At 62.8% G+C, this 20,842-nt stretch carries 19 protein-coding genes; 10 read left to right on the top strand and 9 right to left on the bottom strand.

The window, feature by feature from the left end; translation table 11 throughout:
• Positions 1–30: 30 nt before the first annotated feature.
• Positions 31–1,398 carry a signal recognition particle protein gene (ffh, locus tag ASR47_RS20805; RefSeq protein ID WP_065309710.1) on the top strand — a complete coding sequence of 456 codons (1,368 nt, stop codon included), beginning with the start codon at positions 31–33 and terminating at the stop codon, positions 1,396–1,398.
• A 135-nt stretch (positions 1,399–1,533) separates the two neighbouring features.
• Here ffh and ASR47_RS27180 read toward each other — a convergent pair whose 3' ends face one another.
• The gene (locus ASR47_RS27180) at positions 1,534–1,731 is read right to left on the bottom strand and encodes a hypothetical protein (protein ID WP_150127904.1); all 198 of its coding nucleotides are present in this window, start codon (positions 1,729–1,731) and stop codon (positions 1,534–1,536) included.
• 77 nt (positions 1,732–1,808) lie between these two features.
• Between ASR47_RS27180 and ASR47_RS26655 the strand changes: the two genes are divergently transcribed.
• Positions 1,809–2,234 (top strand): SWIB/MDM2 domain-containing protein, encoded by a 426-nt coding sequence (locus tag ASR47_RS26655; RefSeq protein ID WP_082989072.1) that lies wholly within the window; start codon positions 1,809–1,811, stop codon positions 2,232–2,234.
• A 303-nt stretch (positions 2,235–2,537) separates the two neighbouring features.
• On the opposite strand, the gene ASR47_RS20790 is transcribed toward ASR47_RS26655, so the two are convergent.
• Positions 2,538–3,086, bottom strand: a complete 549-nt coding sequence (locus ASR47_RS20790; protein WP_082989097.1) for a lytic transglycosylase domain-containing protein — start codon at positions 3,084–3,086, stop codon at positions 2,538–2,540.
• A 62-nt stretch (positions 3,087–3,148) separates the two neighbouring features.
• Positions 3,149–4,885, bottom strand: coding sequence for a proline--tRNA ligase (locus tag ASR47_RS20785; RefSeq protein ID WP_065309708.1), 1,737 nt, complete (start codon positions 4,883–4,885; stop codon positions 3,149–3,151).
• Between the two features lie 204 nt (positions 4,886–5,089).
• On the opposite strand from ASR47_RS20785, the gene ASR47_RS20780 reads away from it, so the two are divergent.
• Positions 5,090–5,722 carry an RNA pyrophosphohydrolase gene (locus ASR47_RS20780; RefSeq protein ID WP_065309707.1) on the top strand — a complete coding sequence of 211 codons (633 nt, stop codon included), beginning with the start codon at positions 5,090–5,092 and terminating at the stop codon, positions 5,720–5,722.
• A 93-nt stretch (positions 5,723–5,815) separates the two neighbouring features.
• Here ASR47_RS20780 and mqo read toward each other — a convergent pair whose 3' ends face one another.
• Entirely contained in the window at positions 5,816–7,420 is a 1,605-nt protein-coding gene (gene mqo / locus ASR47_RS20775) for a malate dehydrogenase (quinone) (RefSeq protein WP_082989071.1), read from the bottom strand.
• A 461-nt stretch (positions 7,421–7,881) separates the two neighbouring features.
• On the opposite strand from mqo, the gene ASR47_RS20770 reads away from it, so the two are divergent.
• Entirely contained in the window at positions 7,882–8,304 is a 423-nt protein-coding gene (locus ASR47_RS20770; RefSeq protein ID WP_065309705.1) for a DUF1841 family protein, read from the top strand.
• Here ASR47_RS20770 and ASR47_RS20765 read toward each other — a convergent pair whose 3' ends face one another.
• From ASR47_RS20765 to nirK, 3 genes are all read right to left on the bottom strand, one after another.
• Positions 8,305–10,584 (bottom strand): nitric-oxide reductase large subunit, encoded by a 2,280-nt coding sequence (locus ASR47_RS20765; RefSeq protein ID WP_065309704.1) that lies wholly within the window; start codon positions 10,582–10,584, stop codon positions 8,305–8,307.
• Between the two features lie 15 nt (positions 10,585–10,599).
• The gene (gene ytfE, locus ASR47_RS20760) at positions 10,600–11,277 is read right to left on the bottom strand and encodes an iron-sulfur cluster repair protein YtfE (protein ID WP_065309703.1); all 678 of its coding nucleotides are present in this window, start codon (positions 11,275–11,277) and stop codon (positions 10,600–10,602) included.
• Positions 11,278–11,430: 153 nt separating this feature from the next.
• Positions 11,431–12,900: a copper-containing nitrite reductase gene (gene nirK / locus ASR47_RS20755; RefSeq protein WP_065309702.1), complete on the bottom strand. Its 1,470-nt coding sequence runs from the start codon at positions 12,898–12,900 to the stop codon at positions 11,431–11,433.
• A 141-nt stretch (positions 12,901–13,041) separates the two neighbouring features.
• On the opposite strand from nirK, the gene norR reads away from it, so the two are divergent.
• The gene (norR, locus tag ASR47_RS20750; protein WP_425402752.1) at positions 13,042–14,592 is read left to right on the top strand and encodes a nitric oxide reductase transcriptional regulator NorR; all 1,551 of its coding nucleotides are present in this window, start codon (positions 13,042–13,044) and stop codon (positions 14,590–14,592) included.
• On the opposite strand, the gene ASR47_RS20745 is transcribed toward norR, so the two are convergent.
• Complete coding sequence (locus ASR47_RS20745) at positions 14,589–14,930, bottom strand: c-type cytochrome (protein ID WP_065309701.1); 342 nt, start codon at positions 14,928–14,930, stop codon at positions 14,589–14,591. The two genes, norR and ASR47_RS20745, sit on opposite strands and share 4 nt — an antisense overlap.
• Positions 14,931–14,941: 11 nt before the next feature.
• Positions 14,942–15,271 (bottom strand): c-type cytochrome, encoded by a 330-nt coding sequence (locus tag ASR47_RS20740; protein WP_065309700.1) that lies wholly within the window; start codon positions 15,269–15,271, stop codon positions 14,942–14,944.
• Positions 15,272–15,491: 220 nt separating this feature from the next.
• On the opposite strand from ASR47_RS20740, the gene ASR47_RS20735 reads away from it, so the two are divergent.
• The 5 genes from ASR47_RS20735 to ASR47_RS20715 all read left to right on the top strand — a co-directional run bounded on the left by ASR47_RS20735 (position 15,492) and on the right by ASR47_RS20715 (position 20,775).
• The gene (locus ASR47_RS20735) at positions 15,492–16,361 is read left to right on the top strand and encodes an AAA family ATPase (protein ID WP_065309699.1); all 870 of its coding nucleotides are present in this window, start codon (positions 15,492–15,494) and stop codon (positions 16,359–16,361) included.
• Positions 16,362–16,394: 33 nt separating this feature from the next.
• Positions 16,395–16,994 carry a GNAT family N-acetyltransferase gene (locus ASR47_RS20730; protein WP_065309948.1) on the top strand — a complete coding sequence of 200 codons (600 nt, stop codon included), beginning with the start codon at positions 16,395–16,397 and terminating at the stop codon, positions 16,992–16,994.
• Positions 16,988–18,157 (top strand): vWA domain-containing protein, encoded by a 1,170-nt coding sequence (locus tag ASR47_RS20725; protein ID WP_065309698.1) that lies wholly within the window; start codon positions 16,988–16,990, stop codon positions 18,155–18,157. Before ASR47_RS20730 ends, ASR47_RS20725 begins: the two co-directional genes overlap by 7 nt.
• A 299-nt stretch (positions 18,158–18,456) precedes the next feature.
• Positions 18,457–19,644, top strand: a complete 1,188-nt coding sequence (locus ASR47_RS20720) for a cation:proton antiporter (RefSeq protein WP_065309947.1) — start codon at positions 18,457–18,459, stop codon at positions 19,642–19,644.
• On the top strand, positions 19,645–20,775 hold the full coding sequence (locus ASR47_RS20715; RefSeq protein ID WP_065309697.1) for a YbdK family carboxylate-amine ligase: 1,131 nt from the start codon (positions 19,645–19,647) through the stop codon (positions 20,773–20,775).
• The last annotated feature ends 67 nt before the right edge of the window (positions 20,776–20,842 follow it).

Below are 20,842 nucleotides of genomic sequence, written 5' to 3'. Positions count from 1 at the left end.
CACTCCCAAGCTTTCCACTGCAGGTTGATCATGCTAGATAATCTTACCCAACGGCTTGCCAAAGTCGTCAAGACCATGCGCGGCGAGGCGCGCCTGACCGAAGCCAATACCGCCGAGATGCTGCGCGAAGTGCGCCTGGCGCTGCTCGAAGCCGACGTCGCCCTGCCCGCCGTGCGTGAATTCATCGCCCGCGTCAAGGAAAAATCGATGGGCGAGGAGGTTCTTTCCTCGCTGTCGCCGGGCCAGGCCCTGGTCGGCGTGGTGCAGCGCGAGCTGGCCGCCATCATGGGCGCCGACCTCGGTCCCGAGGCCTCGCAGATCAGCTTTGCGCAGCAGCCGCCCGCCATCATCCTGATGGCCGGCCTGCAGGGCGTGGGCAAGACCACCACCGTCGGCAAGCTGGCGAAATACCTGAAGGAAGAAAAGAAGAAGAAAGTGCTGACCGTCTCGGCCGACGTGTACCGTCCCGCCGCGATCGCCCAGCTGCAATCGGTGACCAGCCAGGTCGGCGCCGACTTCTTCCCGTCCACGGCCACCGACAAGCCGGTCGATATCGCGCTGGCCGCGCTGGACTGGGCCAAGAAGCACTATCACGACGTGCTGATCATCGATACGGCCGGCCGTCTCGGTATCGACGAAGAGATGATGCGCGAAATCGCCGCCGTCCATGCGGCCGTCAAACCGATCGAAACCCTGTTCGTGGTCGACGCCATGCTGGGCCAGGACGCCATCAACACGGCCAAGGCCTTCAACGACGCGCTGCCGCTGACCGGCATCGTGCTGACCAAGCTCGATGGCGATGCGCGCGGCGGCGCGGCCCTGTCGGTACGCCATATCACGGGCAAGCCGATCAAGTTTGCCGGTATCTCGGAAAAACTCGACGGCCTCGAAGCGTTCGATCCGACCCGCATGGCCAACCGCATCCTGGGCATGGGCGACATCCTGGCGCTGGTCGAAGAAGCGCGCAAGGGCGTCGACAGCAAGGCGGCGGCGGATCTGGCGCAGAAGATGAAGGTCGGCGGCAAGTTCGACATGAATGACTTCAAGGCGCAGCTGGGACAAATGAAGAAAATGGGCGGCATGGCCAACCTGATGGACAAGCTGCCGGCGCAGTTCCAGCAGGCGGCGGGCGGCAAGAACATGGACCAGGCGGACAAGCAGGTGCGCCGCATGTGCGGCATCATCGACTCGATGACGCCGCAGGAGCGCGCCAAGCCGGAACTGATCAAGGCCACCCGCAAGCGCCGCATCGCCGCCGGCGCCGGCGTGCAGGTGCAGGAAGTCAATCGCATGCTGAACCAGTTCGAGCAGATGCAGACGATGATGAAAAAACTGTCGGGCGGCGGCATGATGAAGATGATGCGCTCCATGAAGGGCATGATGCCTGGTCTGAAATAAGGCTTCAAAATCTGCTGCGCGGCGCGCTTTGCGGCCGGCGATGCTCACCGTACTAAAGTACGGTTGCGCTTCTCGGCCACAAATCACATCCGCTCGCGACGATTTTGAACGCCTTAGAGACGCCTGAAGACAGGGTCAAAAAGCATTAAAACGATATGTTAAATAATGCCGGGCAGCATTTTCCTCAGCCCGGCATTCTCCCCTCCCCGCATAGCCAGTAACCATGCCGTTTTCAGGCAAAAACACCCTGCCAAGCCCTTCCACGCTGCGCCCGGGCGACAGAGGCAGGATTTCGCTGCTTTTTCCTCTTGAAAACGTGAAAATCGCTTGCATACTGTGGGAATCCCCACCAATATTAGCCGTGCGATTAATTGCGCAATTTCCCATGTGTTTGTTAAGGAGGCTCGAAGATGGCAACAGCCAAAAAAACCCCAGTAGCAGCGCCAGCCAAGGCAGCAGCAGCCAAACCTGCAGCCGCCAAGAAAGCAGCACCCGCAGCCAAAGCCGCACCAGCGGCAAAAACCGCAGCCAAGCCGGCTGCGAAACCGGCAGCGGCGAAGAAAGCGGCAGCACCGGCAACACCACGCAAGCCAAACGCAGCCTTCATGAAAGAAATGACGCCATCGAAAGACCTGGCGGCCGTCGTTGGCGCAGCACCGTTGCCGCGCACCGAAGTGACCAAGAAGGTATGGGATTACATCAAAAAACTCGACCTGCAAGATCCGGCCAACCGCCGCATGATCAATGCCGACGACAAACTGAAAGCCGTTTTTGGCGGCAAAGCCCAAGTCTCCATGTTTGAAATGACGAAACTCATCTCCGATCATTTGAAATAATCAGCTGCCCGCCGGCTTTGGCCGAGCGAGTGCCCCGCCGCTTTACTGCGAGCGGGGTATTTTTTTGGGGGCAGCCCCTGATGCCGTCAAGTTAGTGCCCGCACAGGTGCATCGGGCCAAGCGGGCCTGAAAAATGTCGAGGGCAAGGCGCAGCGACGAAGACAGTACGCATGTACGGCGAGGCGCTGCAACGCCGCCATCGGCATTTTCTCAGGTCCGCGTCTCCTGGCCCGCCATTTTTACGCCTTGCGCTTGCAATTCATAGCACAGCCTGACTCAAGGACATCAGGGTCAGACCCTGCCCTATTTGAACTCCCAGTTCCGCCAGGCCGCCCGTACCGCATTCGGATACTCGGGCCGTCCCCGGCTGCCGTTATACCGCCCCAGCGCCAGAAACAAATCACCCTTTTCCATGTCCAGATACATGCGCAAAATCGCGCAGCCATAGCGCAAATTGGTCTGCATGTGAAACAGCTTGCTGCGGTCATGGTCGCCGATCACGCCGGTCCAGAAGGGCATCACCTGCATGTAGCCGCGCGCGCCGGCCAGCGAGACGGCGTATTTGCGGTAGTTTGACTCGACCTGTATCAGTCCCAGCACCAGCGCCGGCTCCAGGCCCGCGCGGCGCGCTTCGTACCAGACGGTTTCCAGGAATTCCGTGCGCAGCTGGGCGTCCGGCAGTTTGCGCTGCAGGCGTTGCGACATCTGCGCCAGCCATTGCCGGTAGCGCTGCTGATCAGCGGGATTGGAGAATGTGGGTTGTGGCGGACGCTCGTCGCGGATCGCATGCGACAGCGCCAGGCGCACCGAGTCGGCCAGCGCCTCTTCCTTCTGGTTGCCGGCCTGCGCCATCGGGGCGCAGGCCAGGCAGGCGGCCAGCGCGAGCGCGCAGGCCGTTTTCAGTGCAAACACGCTCACTGGGCCATTTTGGCCTGGATAAAGGCGACGATGTCGCTTGGCGCCACGCCAGTGGCCTCGGTATCGCGGCGGCCCTGGTATTCCAGCTTGCCTTCCTTCAGGCCACGCTCGCCGATGACGACGCGGTGCGGCACGCCGATGAGCTCCCAGTCGGCGAACATGGCGCCAGGACGCTGGCCGCGATCGTCGAGGATGACATCGACGCCAGCGCCTTGCAGGGCCGCGTAGAGCTGCTCCGTCTGTTCCTTGACCAGTTCACTGCGGTCCATGCCCATCGGGCACAGCACCACTTCAAATGGCGCGATCGAGGCTGGCCAGATAATGCCCTTGTCGTCGAAGTTCTGTTCGATGGCGGCGCCCAGGATGCGCGTGATGCCGATGCCGTAGCACCCCATCTGCAGCGGCGCCGGCTTGCCGTTTTCGTCGAGGAAGGTCGCTTTCATGCTTTCCGAGTAGGCCGTGCCCAGCTGGAACACGTGACCGACTTCGATGCCGCGCTCGATGGCCAGCACGCCCTTGCCGTCCGGCGAAGCGTCGCCGGCGACCACGTTGCGCAGGTCGGCCACGATGGCCGCTTCGGGCAGGTCGCGGCCCCAGTTGGCGCCCGTGTAGTGGAAACCGGCGTCATTGGCGCCGCACACGAAGTCGCTCATCTTGTCGACGGTGCGGTCGGCCACCACGGTGACCGGCAATTGGGTGCCGATCGGGCCCAGGTAGCCGGGGATCGAGCCATACACTTCCAGCAGCTCTTCTTCGGTGGTGAAACGGTGGTTGGCCAGGCCGGCAACCTTGCCGACCTTGATCTCGTTCAGTTCATGGTCGCCGCGCAGCAGCAGCATGAAATGCTGTTTCGTGATCTTGCCGTCTTTTTCGGTTTCCGCCGTCAGGGCGATGGTTTTCACGGTGCGCGCCAGATCGATGCCCAGCAGGGCGGCCACGGTCTCGCATTTCACGGTGTCCGGGGTCGCGGCTTTGCTCAATTCCTCGGTGGCGGCCGGGCGCTCGCCGGTCAGCGCCAGCGCTTCGGCAGCTTCCATATTGGCCGCGTAGTCGGAAGTCGGGCAGTACACCAGCGCGTCTTCGCCGGTATGGGCGATGACGTGGAATTCGTGCGAACCGGAGCCGCCGATGGCGCCGTTGTCGGCCGCCACCGCGCGGAACTTCAGGCCGAAGCGCGTGAAGATGCGGGTGTAGGCGTCGAACATGACCTTGTACGAGGCCTGCATGCCGGCCAGGTCGCGGTCGAACGAGTAGGCGTCCTTCATGGTGAATTCGCGGCCGCGCATCAGGCCGAAGCGCGGACGGCGCTCGTCGCGGAACTTGGTCTGGATATGATAGAAATTGAGCGGCAGCTGGCGGTAGGACTTGATTTCCGTGCGCACCACGTCGGTGATGACTTCTTCCGAGGTCGGCTGGATCGCGTATTCGCGGCCATGGCGGTCCTTCACGCGCATCAGTTCGGCGCCCATCTTGTCCCAGCGGCCCGTCTCCTGCCACAGTTCGGCCGGCTGCACCAGCGGCATCAGCAGCTCGATGGCGGCGGCCTGGTTCATCTCCTCGCGCACGATGGCTTCCACTTTGCGTATCACGCGCAGCCCCATCGGCATATAGGTATAGATGCCGGAACCGAGGCGTTTGATCATGCCTGCACGCATCATCAATTGGTGGCTGACGATTTCCGCGTCAGAAGGAGCATCTTTGAGTGTCGAGATAAAAAAACGGGAGGCGCGCATAACGGTGAATTCTTTTTAAAAAGAGAGGGTTATAATCAACCTAATTTTAAAGGATTAGCTGGCTGATGCGTCCATACTTTATACAAATGCGCTCAATTGGTGCGATTCCAGCCCTTTTCGCACCCCGAAAAGACCGCTGGCACGCGGAGTTGTAGGCATTTATGTAAAAAAAGACGCGCTGTCGCAGAAAGTTTGAGGTGTTTTATGCTCGACCGTGAAGGGTTTCGGCCCAACGTCGGCATCATCCTGCTAAACGCCCAGAACGAGGTGTGGTGGGGCAAGCGGGTGCGCGAGCACTCATGGCAGTTTCCGCAAGGCGGTATCAAATATGGCGAAACACCGGAACAAGCCATGTTTCGCGAACTTGAAGAGGAAATCGGACTCAGACAGGAACACGTCAAAATTGTCGGCCGCACCCGCGACTGGCTGCGCTATGAAGTGCCGGACCACTTCATCAAGCGCGAGATTCGTGGCCATTACCGTGGCCAGAAGCAGATTTGGTTTCTGCTGAGAATGTGCGCGCGCGATAACGACGTCAACCTGCGCCTGACCGACCATCCCGAGTTCGACGCCTGGCGCTGGCATGAGTACTGGGTCCCGCTCGATGTCGTGATTGAATTCAAGCGTGATGTCTACCAGCGCGCCTTGCAGGAGCTGTCCCGCTTCCTGACCTGGCCCGCGCATGGCAACGCGCAGCAGCCGCACCGCCATACCTCACGCTATTTGCGCCAGCCCCATGCACCGCGCGTGCAGGAGGCAGGCGCACCGGCCAAGGCAGGCGAGGACGGCAACCGTGACAACTGCACGCCGGAATTGATTCTGCCCGGCAAGCCTTAAACGGCATCCCTGCCGCGTCCCATGCAAAAAGGGGGCAGCCTGCGAAGGCTGCCCCCTTTTCATTTGCCGGCCACTTCATGGCCGGCACGCCCATCAGTTTGCCGCTACCGCCGGCGCCGCAGCCGTACCCGGCACGTCCAGCGTAAACGCTTTCAGGCCCAGGATATCGCTGCTGTAGTGGCGGATCTTGTTCGCCAGCGCCGGGTCGCCATTGAGCTTCTGGCCATACGAGGGCACCATTTCCAGCATCTTGGCCTGCCATTGCGGCGTGGCCAGGCGATCCTTGAAGGCCGTCTGCAGCACCTTGATCATGATCGGCGGCGCGGTCGAGGCGCCCGGCGAGGCGCCCAGCAGGGCCACGATGCTGCCATCGGCGGCGCCGACGACTTCGGTACCGAACTGCAGCAAGCCACCTTTTACGGGGTCATCCTTGACGATCTGCACGCGCTGGCCGGCGTTCTGCAAGGTCCAGTCTTCCATTTTCGCGGTCGGCAGGTATTCGCGCAGGGTCGCCAAACGGTCTTCCGGCGAATTCATCACTTGCTGCACCAGGTATTTGGTCAGCGGGATATTGTCGTAGCCCGCTTGCAGCATCGGCTTGATATTGCCGGTGCCAATCGACGCAGGCAGGTCGATCCACGAACCGTTTTTCAGGAACTTGGTCGAGAAGGTGGCGAACGGGCCAAACAGCAGCGCTTTCTTGCCATCGATAATGCGGGTGTCCAGGTGCGGCACCGACATTGGCGGCGAGCCGACCGACGCCTTGCCATAGACCTTGGCCGCATGCGCCGCCACCAGTTCCGGATTGGTGGTCACCAGCCATTGGCCGCCGACCGGCACGCCGCCGAAGCCCTTGGCTTCAGGGATGCCCGATTTTTCCAGCAGCGGCAGCGAACCGCCGCCGGCGCCGATAAAGACGAACTTGGCGCGCACGTTCTTTTCGCTGCCATCGGCCAGGTTCTTGACGGTGACGTTCCACACGCCATCGGCGCCGCGCTTGATGTCTTCGACCTGGTGACGCAAGTGCAAGGTCATGCCATGGCTGTCGGTCAGGTATTTGACCAGGCCGCGCGTGAGGTTGCCGAAGTTGACGTCGGTACCAATGTCCATGCGCGTGGCGGCCACTTTCTGGTTCTTGTCACGGCCCTGCATGACCAGCGGCGCCCACTGCGCGATCTGGTTATAGTCTTCCGAGAACAGCATGCCCTTGAACAGGTTTTCCTGCTGCAGCGCGGCGTAGCGCTTTTTCAGAAAGGCGATATTGTCGTCGCCCCACACAAAGCTCATGTGCGGCACATTGTTGATGAAGGTCTGCGGCGCGCCCAGGTGCTTGTTGGCCACCTGGTAGGCCCAGAACTGCTTCGACACTTCGAACTGCTCGTTGATGGCAACGGCCTTCTTGGTTTCGATGCTGCCGTCGGCCGCTTCCGGGGTGTAGTTCAGTTCGGCAAACGCCGAGTGGCCGGTGCCCGCATTGTTCATCGCGTCCGAGCTTTCGGCCGACACGGAATCGAGGCGTTCAACCATTTCCATCGTCAGCGACGGATCGAGTTCCTTGAGCATGCTGCCCAGGGTGGCGCTCATGGTGCCGGCGCCCACCAGCAGCACGTCGAGCGGCTTGTCCGCCGACGCCGGCGGCGTCTTGTCACATGCCGCCAGGATCAGGCACGACATCAAAAGTAATAGCGATTTACGCATCGGTAACTCCGTTAAAAATACTGAGGGTTGGCTCTTCCAGGCCACCGGGCGGCAAGCGCAAAACCATCGGAAAACAGGGATCCTCCAGCGCAGGCCGGATCATGGGATATCGATGGTGATGAGCATGCATGCCGCCGCGCCGCGGATTGCGGCAGCGATCAGGTGGCGTGGTGCGGACAGGGAAAACACGGCGCCGCTGCTGTTTCAGCCCTCGCGCGGGGCAAAAATGACAACAAGATGACGGCGATGTCCATGGCAAATATCAAGAACAGCGATTTTATCACCGTTATTTGCGCTTGCCGGGCCGCGCGAATCGTGGATAACACTTACTTTTGAGTATTAAATTGGCGCTGAGCAGGGGTGAACATCCGTGGACAAGGCTGGTACGAGATGGGTGACAAGTCGACATCGCGCGTACGCGGTACAATATCGCCTGCCCTTTTCAGCCCTCGGCCAAAACGATGTTCAATCCTTCTTCCGACGATGTGCGCCGCTTTTTTTGCGACACCCTGCGCAAGCACCGCGCCCGCGAAATCCTGTCGCCGATGGAAGCGATCGCGATCGACTGGATCCTCGAGCATCCCGAGTATGAGAATGAACTGTCGGATGTGGAAGCGGCGCTGGCGCGCGACTATTCGGTCGAAGGCGGCCAGGCCAACCCATTCCTGCACCTGTCCATGCATCTGTCGATCACGGAACAGGTGCAGGTGGACCAGCCGCGCGGCATCCGCACGGCGGTCCAGCAACTGGCCCAGCGTCTCGATTCGGCCCATGCGGCCCAGCACGAAGTGATGGAATGCCTGGGCCAGATGATCTGGGCCTCGCAACGCTCGGGCTTGCCGCCCGATACCGATGCGTATATCGACTGCGTGCGCCGCCGATAATCAGGCAGCCCGCACCGCCTGCGGCTGCGGCACCGGAGTCTTGGGCGCCTTGCCCAGCAGCCCCAGCACCACCTGCAGCGCCATGGCCAGCGCGCCGACGATAAACACCACATCACCGAAGGTACGCACCCAGCGCAGGTTCTGCAGCAGCGGCTGCTGCATGAATGCCTCGCTGCGCGCATGCCACAGCCCTTCGGTCACGCTGGCGTGGAACTGGATGATGCCGATCGGCAGCAGGCTGGTAAAGATCATCAGCACCAGGCCCGCGTTCAGGCCCCAGAAGGCCGTCATCATCAGCGGCTTGCTGAAGCGATAGTCGGGCCGCAGATAGCGCAGCACCAGCAGGGTAAAGCCCAGCGCCAGGAAACCGTACACGCCGAACAGCGCCGCATGGGCATGCACCGGCGTGGTGTTCAGGCCCTGGATGTAGTACAGCGCCATCGGCGGATTGATCATGAAGCCGAACACGCCCGCGCCCAGCATGTTCCAGAACGCCACCGCGACAAAGCACATCAGGGGCCAGCGCAGGTGCTCCATCCAGGCCGCGCGGTCTTTCAGGCGCCAGTTTTCCCACGCTTCGTGGCCGAGCACGATCAGCGGCACCACTTCGAGCGCGCTGAAGCTCGCGCCGATCGCCATCACCGGCGTGGTGGTGCCGGCAAAATACAGATGGTGGAAGGTGCCCGGTATGCCGCCCAGCATGAACAGCGAGGCCGAGGCCAGGCTGGCGGCGGTGGCCATGCGGCCCGACACCAGTCCCAGGGTCGAAAAGATAAACGCCAGCGCCGTGGTGGCGAACACTTCGAAGAAGCCTTCGACCCACAGATGCACCACCCACCAGCGCCAGTATTCCATCACCGACAAATGCGTGCGCTCGCCGTAGAACAGGCCGGCGCCATAGAACAGGCCAATCGCGCCCACCGAGGCCGTCAGCAGCGCCAGCAGGTTCTTGTCGCCGCCCTTGCTGAGCAGCGCCGGCACCACGCCGCGCAGCATCAGTGCCAGCCACAGCAGGATGCCGATGTATTTGCCGATCTGCCACAGGCGGCCCAGGTCCACATACTCATAACCCTGGTGGCCGAGCCAGAAATTCCATTCGGGCGGCATCACCTGGGCAATCGCCAGGTAGTTGCCGACAAACGAGCCGACCACGACCACCACCAGCGCCCAGAACAGCACGTCGACGCCAAGCCGCTGCCATTTCGGGTCTTTGCCGCCATTGATCAGGGGTGCCAGGAACAGGCCGGCGGCCAGGAAGCCGGTGGCGATCCAGAACAGCGCCGCCTGGATATGCCAGGTGCGCGTCAGCGCATACGGGAACCAGCGCGACACGTCGATGCCGTAGAACTGCTGGCCTTCGACCGTATAGTGGGCCGTGAAGCCGCCGATAAACACCTGGAAAACAAACAGGGCGACGACCAGGAACAGGTATTTGCCCAGGCCACGCTGCGACGGCGTCAGGGCAAACGTGGTGAGCGGATCGCGCGCGCCGGGCGCCGGCAACGGCTCGTCGTGGTCGCGCAGGAAGGCCCAGCCCCACACCAGGAAGCCGACACCGGCCAGCAGCACCACCACACTGGCGACCGACCAGACCACGTTTTCGCCGCTCGGGCGATTGCCGATCAGCGGTTCGTGCGGCCAGTTGTTGGTGTAGGTGACGTCATGGCCGGGACGCTCGGTGGCGGCGGCCCAGGCGGTCCAGAAGAAGAACTGCGTCATCTGCTGGCGCCGCTCGGCGCTCGGCAGGGTGTTTTCCTTCATCGCGTAGTGTTCGCGGCTGCTGCGCAGCGCGGGCGCGTCCGAGAACAGCTGGTCGTAGTAACTGGCGGTGACGCGGATCGCCTCGACCCGGCGCGCCGACAGATGCAGCTCCTGCGCCGCATCGACGCCGTTGCCGCGGTATTCGAGTTTGAGCGCTTCGCGCAGCGCCGCCTGCGCCGGGCCGTCCAGCGCCGCATAGGCCTTGCCATGCTGGTCCTGCGCGGCCAGTTCCAGCCAGGCCATCAGTTCGCGGTGCAGCCAGTCGGCCGTCCAGTCGGGCGCCTGGTAGGCGCCGTGGCCCCAGATGGAACCGAGCTGCATGCCGCCCACCGATTGCCAGGCCGTCTGGCCGTCGAGAATGCCTTCGCGGTCGAACAGCAGTTTGCCGCCCGGCGCGGTGACTTGCGCGGGAATCGGCGGCGCCTGCCGGTACACTTCGGTACCATAGTAGCCGAGCAGGGAAAAGGTCACGATCAGCACGCCGATCAAGGTGAACCAGAGTTTTTTATATTGACCCATCTTGGTCTTTCTTCGTCAATGCACCATGGCCGGCGCAAAGCGCTCGAACAGGATGTTGTTTTCAGTGTGGATATGCGCCATCAGGTCTGCGCGGAAGGTGCGCAGACCCGTGTACAGCGCGCGCCAGGTGGTGCAGGCGCCGCCGGGCGGCACGATGCCGTTCGTCAGCTGCTCGATCGCGCGCAGGGCCACGCCATGGTCGTCATGCTCCATGCGCATCACGCTGATCGGCCCGCCCGCCATGGCGCCGTGGCCATTGGCGATCATCGGAAACAGCACGCTTTCCTCCTTGCGCATATGGCTTTCCAGCTCCTGCGCCATGCTTGACAACTGGTCGGCCAGGCCATGCGGGCAGTCGGCCCGCTCGCCATGCACCTGCTCGACCTTGCGCGCCAGGCGTATCAGTTCGGGCAGCTGCTCGCGGTGCACGGCGTGGTAGCGCGCCAGCACATGCGCCACCAGCTCGCCGGCCGTCGCGTGCTGCCACTCGCCCTCGCCGGACGCGTCGCCGCGCGCCAGCAGCAGTTGCAGTTCGTCGACGATGGGGGCGGTGTCGACGCCGGCGGCGGCCGCCGCCGCGCGCAGGGTCTTGTTGCCGCCACAGCAAAAATCAAGATGGTGGGCGTCGAACAGGCGCGTGGCGCCCGGAATGCGGCGGGCCAGCTGGCCCAGGGACTGGTCGATAAAATCCATGATTGCTCCTTGAAAGTGGTTATATGGTTTACAACGCCTGACAAAACCGTAGCGAGCGGAAGGTAGTTGTGGCTGAGAAGCGCAACTGTACGAAGGTACAGTGAGCATCGCAGGCCGCAAATACCGACGCGCAGTAGGTTTTGACAGGCGTTGTTATTGGTGGGCGCCGGCGTGAAACACGCCGGGAACGGGGTCGCCGGTGACCTCCAGCACGCCGACGGCGCCCTTGCCGGCGCGCGACAGGGCATGGTCGACCAGCAGGTAGCTGCCCGGATGCTGGACTTTCAGTTCGACGATGGTCGCCCCGCCCGGCGCCACCAGGGTCGTCTGCACGTCGTGTTTGGGGCTGCTGATCGAGCCTTCGCTGTAGACCTTGTCGAAGATCTCGCCGATGATGTGGAACGATGAAATCTTGTTCGGGCCACCGACGCCAAAGTAGATGCGCACGGTCTCGCCGACTTTCGCCTGCAGCTTGTGGGTCTTGCTGAGCGCACCCACCTCGCCATTGAAGACGTAGTAATCGGGCAGCTCGTTGGCCATTTTTTCCAGGTTCGCTTCCTGGTGCACGGGCGCGCCGTGCGGACGGCCGGTGTACATCTCGCCCTGCATCACGTAGTACTCGCGGTCGACCTTAGCCAGGCCGCCTTCCGGCTCGACCAGGATCATGCCGTACATGCCGGCCGCGATATGCTGCGGCACCAGGGGCGTAGCGCAGTGGTACACATACAGGCCCGGGTTGAGCGCCTTGAAGGTGACGGTTTTTTCCTGGCCCGGAGCGACCTGGGTATGCTGGCCGCCGCCATGGCCGCCGGTCACCGCGTGCAGGTCGATCGAGTGGATCATCTTGCTGTCGGCCGCGTTGAACAGGGTCAGCTCGACCGTGTCGCCCACGCGCGCGCGCAGCATGGGACCGGGCACCTGGCGGTTGAAGGTCCAGTAGGTAAAAGTGGTGCCATCGTCTAACTTGCCGGGCAGTTCCACCGTCTCCATGCGGTACTTGAGCAGCTGCGGCGCGCGTGCGCCGATGGCGACGGGCACCTGCGCCGGATTGGCCGCCACGCTGACGGCCGCGGGGTCCGGTCCGCGCATCGGCGACGGCGCCGGCGTGTACAGCGCCAGCGCGGCCGAGCCGGCGTCGCCGCCATGGCCGGCGGCCGGCGCCGCAGTGGCGCCAGCGTCGGCCAGGGCCGGGCCGCTGACCTGCAGCTTGCCTTCCATGCCGATCTGGCGATGGCCGGGAATCGAGCAGTAATAGGTAAAGCTGCCGGCTTTTGTCACCTTGAAGCGCACGGTGACCTTGCCGCTGCTGGCGCTGAACTTGGCCGAGGCGACGTTCAGTTCCGGGATCACCAGGTCATGCTCGGCGCCCTCGCCGCTTTTCAGTACCAGCTCGATGGTGTCGCCCGTATTGGCCGTCAATACCGGATTGACCTGGCCCTTGGCGTCGACAAACACCATCTTGCCGTCGACGATATTGGTTTGCAGCTCATGGTGGCGCGTGGTGGGCGCGGTGGCGGCGGCCTTGGCGGCGGGGGAGTTGGCGGGCGCCGCCAGCGCTGGCGTATCGATAAACAGCAGGCACAGGGCGGCGGCGATGGTGGCGAGGGGGAGCGACGGTTTCATGAAATGATCCTTGGTCTTGTATGCCGAGTTGGCAGTTGTAATAACGCAACTCGCATGCCAGGAAAAACCCGTTTCAAATCAAGGATTTGAAAAACACAGGGTCACAATGACCATGCCGGCAAACGGTCGGATGTACCCTGCATGGTGATCATGACCATTACCACTACCCATCTTCTTTTGCTGACCGACCTGGTGGCCGACCTGCCGGTGGCCGTGCGCCTGCAGCGTCTGGTCGTCAGCCTGCGCGCCCACTTCGGCTGCGGCGCGGTGGCCCTGTTGAAACTCGACGGCGAGCATCTGCGCCCGGTGGCCATGGACGGCCTGGTCAGCGACACCCTGGGACGCCGCTTCCTCATCAAGGATCATCCGCGCCTGGCCACCATCGTGCGCCGGCACGGCGTGACCTGCTTTCATCACGACAGCGCCATGCCCGACCCTTACGACGGCCTGATCGCCGACCGGCCCGGCGAACCGGTGCCGGTGCACGACTGCATGGGCATGGCGCTGGACGTCGAAGGTGAGCGCTGGGGCGTGGTGACGCTCGATGCGCTGCAGGTGGGCGCGTTTGGCAGCCAGGCGCAGCGCGAGCTGGGCGAACTGGCCTGCGCCATCGAGGCGGCCGTGCGCGTGACGCGGCTGGAAGCGGAAATCCGCGCCCTGCGCATCTCGGGCGGCGCCACACAAGCCAGCGTCAATACGCCACGCGACGACAGCGATTTCCTGGGCCAGAGCGAGGCCATCACGCAGCTGCTGCATGAACTCGAAGTGGTGGCCGACTCGGAGCTGCCGGTGCTGCTGCTGGGCGAGACGGGCGTGGGCAAGGAGCTGTGCGCGCACCGCCTGCACCGGCTCTCGCGCAGGGCGGGCAAGCCGCTGGTCCATGTCAATTGCGCGGCCCTGCCCGAATCGCTGGCCGAAAGCGAGTTGTTCGGCCATGCGCGCGGCGCGTTCTCGGGCGCCGTCAGCGACCGGCCGGGCCGTTTCGAGGCGGCCGAAGGCGGCACGCTATTTCTCGATGAAGTGGGGGAGTTGCCGCTGTCGATACAGGCCAAGCTGCTGCGCACTTTGCAGAACGGCGAAATCCAGCGCCTGGGCGCCGACCAGCCGCGCCGGGTCAATGTGCGCGTGATCGCCGCCACCAACCGCAGCCTGCGCGACCATGTGCGCGACGGCACGTTTCGCGCCGACCTGTATCACCGGCTGTCGGTGTATCCGGTGCCTATCCCGCCGCTGCGCGAACGGGGCCACGACGTGCTGCTCCTGGCGGGGCGCTTCCTGGAACTGAACCGGGCTCGTTTGGGCCTGCGCAGCCTGCGCTTGTCAGCGCAAGCCGAAGACGCGCTGCGCCACTACCGCTGGCCCGGCAATGTGAGGGAACTGGAACATGTGATCAGCCGCGCCGCGCTGAAAGCGGTGATACGGGGCGCGGACCGGAAAGACATCATGACGCTGGAGCGCGACATGCTGGACCTCGATGGCGTCGAGCTGCCTGCCGCCAGCGAGGCGCCAGCACCACAAGCGCCGTATGCGCCGCCCGCCACCATGCAGCAGATCGTGGACGCCAGCCAGCGCCAGGCGATCCGCCAGGCGCTCAGCCAGCATCAGGGCAACTGGGCCGCCAGCGCGCGCCAGCTGGGGCTGGACGCGAGCAACTTGCATAAACTGGCGAAGCGCGTCGGACTCAAAGCTTAGCGGCGCAGCACCAGGCTTTTCGGCAGGCTGTTGAAATAGGCGGCCAGGTCCTTGATGTCCTGGCTGCTCAAGGGTTTGACCTGGCCCGTCATGATGGCGTTGTTGCGCCCGTTCGGGCCGTCGCCGCGCTTGTAGGTGGTCAGGGCGTGCTCCAGGTAGTCGCGGTGCTGCCCGGCCAGCTTGGGATAAGAAGGGTCGATCGGCGAGGCATAGTCCTTGCCATGGCAGGTGGCGCAGCTGTATTTTTCAGCCAGGGCCTTGCCGGTATTGATATTGCCGGCGGCCAGGGCCGCACACGATATTAGCGAGCACAACAGGGCGGCGAGTAGTCTTTTCATCTGGCTGGTCCTCAGTTGGGCTTGGCTTGTTGCGCATAATAGGCCGCCACGTCGGCGATATCCTGGTCCGACAGGCTGGCGGCGATGCCCTTCATGGTGGGGTGCTTGCGGTCGCCCTTCTGGTAGGCCTTGAGCGCGTTTTCAATATATTTGGCGCTCTGGCCGCCGATCATCGGCACCTGGAACACTTCCGGAAAAGTGGCCTTGTAACCGGGGATGCCATGGCATCCGATGCACATTTCCACCTTGGCTGTCCCGGCCTTGGCGTTTCCGACGATATCAGCCGCTGTGACGGCATTTGCTATGCCGGCAAGCACGAGAAGTGCAAATATTTTTTTCATAGTGGCAAAGTAAGCAAAGGTAATCGGAGAAACGCGAAGGCTGGTTTTTGTTGATCTTATATGTTGACAATTAAACTGTTGATTGCCGATTCTAACCAAGATATTCTTGCAAGTCCACCTACATAAATGGCTTGTGTCCAGGGCGGCACGGAGCGGTGGCGTGGCGGTGCGCCACGGTTCTGTTTATACTCGGTCTTTCCCTACTTTGGCAGGATCGCTCATGCAAGCACAGCACCCACAGCAAGGCCACCGCTTCGAAGGCTCCGACAACTACGTCGCCACCGCCGACCTGAAACTGGCCGTGAATGCGGCCTTGACCTTGCAGCGCCCGCTGCTGATCAAGGGCGAGCCTGGTACCGGCAAGACCATGCTGGCCGAGGAAGTGGCGGCCGCGCTGAACATGCCGCTGATGCAGTGGCATATCAAGTCGACCACCAAGGCCCAGCAAGGGCTGTACGAATACGACGCCGTGTCGCGCCTGCGCGACTCGCAGCTGGGCGACGAACGCGTGCGCGATATCCAGAACTACATCGTCAAGGGCGTGCTGTGGCAGGCCTTCACGGCGCCCGAGCCAGTGGTGCTGCTGATCGACGAGATCGACAAGGCCGATATCGAGTTCCCCAACGATTTGCTGCGCGAGCTCGACCGCATGGAATTCTATGTCTATGAAACGCGGCAGATGGTCACGGCCGTGCATCGCCCGCTGGTCATCATCACCTCGAACAACGAAAAGGAACTGCCGGACGCGTTCCTGCGCCGCTGCTTTTTCCACTACATCAAATTCCCCGACAAGGACACGATGGAGCAGATCGTCGCCGTCCACTACCCGAACCTGAAACAGGAGTTGCTGGCCCAGGCGCTGGAGACGTTTTACGCCGTGCGCGAGGTGCCGGGCCTGAAGAAAAAGCCGTCGACGTCGGAATTCCTCGACTGGCTCAAACTGCTGCTGGCCGAGGATATTCCTGCCGAAGCCTTGCGCAGCGGCGACCAGAAAACCGTGGTGCCGCCGCTGCACGGGGCGCTCTTGAAAAACGAGCAGGACGTCAATCTGTTCGAGCGCCTGATGTTCATGTCGCGCACCAACCGCTAAGGAGCGCTCGTGAAAACCATCGCTCCCGTGGTCATGGAACTGAACGGCGTGCGCCTCGAACCGCTGGCGCCGCACCACGCCGAAGGCCTGCGCGCGGCAGCCGCCGACGGCCAGCTGTGGCAGTTGCGCGTGACCTCCGTGCCCGAACCTGACCAGGTCGGGCAGTACATCTTCAAGGCCATCGAAATGCGCCCCTCGCGCTTCGCCTTTGCCGTGCTCGACGCGGCCAGCGGCGAAGTGCTGGGCACCACCAGCTACCATGACGTGCTGCCAGAGGTGGGGCGGGTGGAAATCGGCTACACCTGGTACGCCAAACGCTGCCAGCGCAGCCACGTCAACACCACGTGCAAATTGCTGATGTTTTCGCACGCCTTCGACACGCTCGACTGCGCGCTGGTGGGCCTGCGCACCGATAACTTCAACCATGCTTCGCAGGCGGCCATCGAGCGCCTGGGCGCGAAAAAGGACGGCGTGCTGCGCCACCATGCGCTGCGGCGCGACGGCACCGTGCGCGACACCGTCATGTACAGCGTCACGCGCGGCGAATGGCCGGAAATCGCCGCCCATTTGCGCTACAAGCTGGCGCAGCGGCCCATTATGGCGCTGCCCCGTGCCGGAGAACCGCCGTGCTGATCGACTTCTTTTTCACGCTCAAGGATGCGAAAATTCCCGTCTCGATCAAGGAATTTCTGACCCTGCTTGAAGCGCTGCAAAAGAACGTGATCGACCCTTCGATGGACGATTTTTACTATCTGGCGCGCCTGACCCTGGTCAAGGACGAAGCCCATTTCGACAAGTTCGACCGCGCCTTTGCGCAGTACTTCAAGGGCATCAACGCCGCTTTTGAAACGAATGCGGCAATTCCGCTCGACTGGCTGATCAAGCGCATGCAGCGCGAACTGAGCGACGAGCAGAAAGCGCAGCTGGAAAAATTCGGCTACGACAAGCTGATGGACCGCCTGAACGAGCTGCTGAAAGAGCAGAAGGAACGCCACGAAGGCGGCGGCAAATGGATAGGCACGGGCGGCACTTCGCCGTTCGGCAATGGCGGCACCAATCCGGAAGGCATCCGCATCGGCGGCAAGGGCGGCAACCGCACGGCGGTGAAAGTGTGGGAAGCGCGCAGCTACAAGGATTACGACGGCGAACGCGAACTGGGCACGCGCAACCTCAAGGTGGCCTTGCGGCGCCTGCGCAAGTTCGCGCGCGAAGGCGCCCAGGACGAACTGGCGCTCGACGCCACCATCGCCGCCACCGCCAACAACGCCGGCTACCTCGACATCAAGATGCGCGCCGAGCGCAAGAACCGCATCAAGGTGCTGATGCTGTTCGACGTCGGCGGCAGCATGGACGACCATATCGAGCGCACCGAGGAACTGTTTTCGGCAGCGAAGACGGAATTCAAAAACATGGAATTCTTCTACTTCCATAACTGCGTCTACGACTACCTGTGGAAGAACAACCGGCGCCGCAACGCCGAACGCTTTGCCACCTGGGACGTGCTGCGCAAATACCCGGCCGACACCAAGCTTATTTTCGTCGGCGACGCCACCATGAGCCCGTATGAAATCCTGCATCCGGGCGGCTCGGTCGAGTACAACAACGAGGAAGCGGGATCGACCTGGCTGGCGCGCTTTACGCAGGCCTTCCCGAAATTCATCTGGCTCAATCCGGAACAGGAAGGCTTGTGGCAGTACCGCCAGTCGATCGGCGTGATGCGCCAGTTGATGAACCAGCGCATGTTCCCGCTGTCGATCGACGGCCTGGAACGGGGCATGCGCCTGCTCAGCAAGTAACCAAGTAACCAAGAGCGTACAACAAAAAGTCCATGGCGGCGGCAGGCCGCCATGCCGTACACTGCTGCACGACATCAGTGGGCGAACCGACCTCGCCCATGCAGCATCGCGTGCGCGGCCGCCAGGGCCGGCGCACCGTTCGATAGCGGACGGCGTGCGCGCCGCCTGCTCCGGTAGAATCTGCGCATCAGGAAGCAAGCAACTGCGCCCTCGCAAAAATGCACTACCGCCGCACCCTGTTTTTGCCGCGCCAGCCACATGCTGCCGGCCGGTGCCGGCGCTACTACAAAGGAATCAGCATGCAAAGTCTCCTCGCTATCGCCGCCGACCTGTCCTGGCCGTTCGCCATTACCATGGCCTGGGTCATCGGCGAATTCGGCCACCGCTGGACCGGCCTGCCGCGCATCAGCTTTTATGGCGTGATCGGCTTTATCCTGGCCCAGGCGCAGGTCGGCATCCTGCCGCAGATGGACGCCGGCCCCATGCTGGTGCTGGCCGACGTGGCCTTTGGCCTGATCCTGTTCGAGGTCGGCTACCGCATCAACCTGCGCTGGCTGAAGAACAACCCGTGGATCGCCGTGGCCGGCCTGGTCGAAGCGCTGGGTACCTTCGCCCTCGTGTATTTCATCGCCCTCGAATTCGATACTTCGCGCATGACGGCGCTGCTGCTGGCCTCCCTGTCGATGTCGACCTCGCCCGCCACCATCATGCGCGTGATTAACGAGGAGCGCAGCTCGGGCCAGGTGACCGAACGCCTGGTGCACCTGACGGCGCTCAACTGCGTGCTGGCCGTGTTCACCTTCAATATCATCGTCGGCTTCTGGATGTTCCACAGCTCGACCGACCTGATCGAAGCGACCAGCAGCAGCGCCGCCGTGCTGGCCGCCTCGGTGGCCGCCGGCACCGTGTTCGGCATCGTCGTGCCGGCCATGCTGCGCCGCCTGGGCAATATGGCGCAGGACGCCACCGTGGCGTTTGCCCTGTCGGTGATGCTGCTGGTGGCCCTGACCTACACCACCAGCCTGTCGCCGCTGCTGGCCACCCTGACCTTCGGCCTGGTGGCGCGCCACCGCCGCGTGGCCTTCAGCCAGGCGCAGCGCAATTTCGGCGCGCTTGGGGAACTGCTGACGGTGCTGCTGTTCGTCTACGCCGCCTCGACTTTGGAATGGGCCAGCGTGACGGCTGGCGCGGCGCTGGCCGGCGCCGTCATCGCCGGGCGCCTCCTGACCAAGGTGGTGGGCGTGGCCGCGTTTTCGCATGTCAGCGGCATCTCCTGGCGCAAGGGCATTTTGACCGGTGTGGCGCTCACGCCGGTGTCCGTGTTCATCATCCTGCTGCTCGAGCATGCGCGCCAGCTGGGCGTCAATTTTGGTGACGAACTCAATGCGCTGGCCGCCATCACCCTGATGCTCGAAGTGGTCGGTCCCGTGCTGGTACAGCGCGTGCTGATGCTGGCCAAAGAAACCCATGAAATCAAGGAGCGCTAAATGCCGCTGGAACCCTTTGGCCAATCGGCCGCGCTGACCTTCGGCGTCGAACTCGAACTGCAGCTGGTGAACCTGTCGGACTACGACCTGACGGCGGCCAGCCCCGACCTGCTGCATTTGCTGGGCAAAAAACCGTTTCCAGGCAATGTCACGCCCGAAATCACCGAGAGCATGATCGAGATTAATTCGAGCGTGCACACGCATCACGGGCCGCTGCTGGAGCAACTGCAGGAAATCCGCGACACTCTGGTGGCGGCCGGCGACAAGCTCAATATCGGCATCGCCGGCGGCGGCACCCACCCGTTCCAGCAATGGTCGTCGCAAAAGATCTTTTCCAAGGCCCGCTTCCAGGAGATCTCGGAACTGTACGGTTACCTGGCCAAGCAGTTCACCATCTTCGGCCAGCACGTGCATATCGGCTGCGCCTCCGGCGACGACGCCATGTTTTTGCTGCACTCGCTGAACCGCTATATTCCGCACTTTATCGCCCTGTCGGCCTCCTCGCCCTATGTGCAGGGGCGCGACACGCTGTTCGATTCGGCCCGCCTGAACTCCGTGTTCGCGTTTCCGATGAGCGGGCGCGCGCCATTTACGCTCAGCTGGGACCAGTTCTCGAACGAGTATTTCGCCAAGATGGAGAACACCGGCATCATCAAGAGCATGAAGGATTTTTACTGGGATATCCGGCCCAAGCCGGAATTCGGCACCATCGAACTGCGCGTGTGCGACACCCCCTTGACCGTGGAGCGCGCCGCCGCGCTGGCCGCCTACCTGCAGGCGCTATGCCGTTACCTGCTCGAACGGCGCGAAACCCCGCCGGTGGAAGACGATTACCTGGTCTACAACTACAACCGCTTCCAGGCCTGCCGCTTCGGCCTGGACGGCGCCATCACGCACCCGAAAACCTACGAGACCATGTCGCTGCGCGAAGACATCATGACCACCCTGCGCAAAATGGAACCGCACGGCGAAGCGCTGGGCAGCACGCAGGCGCTGAAGCATTTGTCGGACGTGGCCAAGCAGTGGAGCGACGCGCAGTATCTGCGCAAGCAGCACAATGTGCAGGGCAGCGCGGAGGGGATGGTGGATTCAGCGATTCGCTGCTTCCGGGGCGAACCCATGAATTACTAGCAGCGCCAACAATGGTGTCGGATTACGCCCTGCGGGCTAATCCGACCTACGCATCCTCAACCACCTC

Source organism: Janthinobacterium psychrotolerans, assembly GCF_001677885.1.
In the GTDB taxonomy this organism is placed as follows: domain Bacteria; phylum Pseudomonadota; class Gammaproteobacteria; order Burkholderiales; family Burkholderiaceae_D; genus Janthinobacterium; species Janthinobacterium psychrotolerans.
Note: the sequence above shows the minus strand (reverse complement) of the source record. Positions and strands in the feature narration are given on the sequence as shown.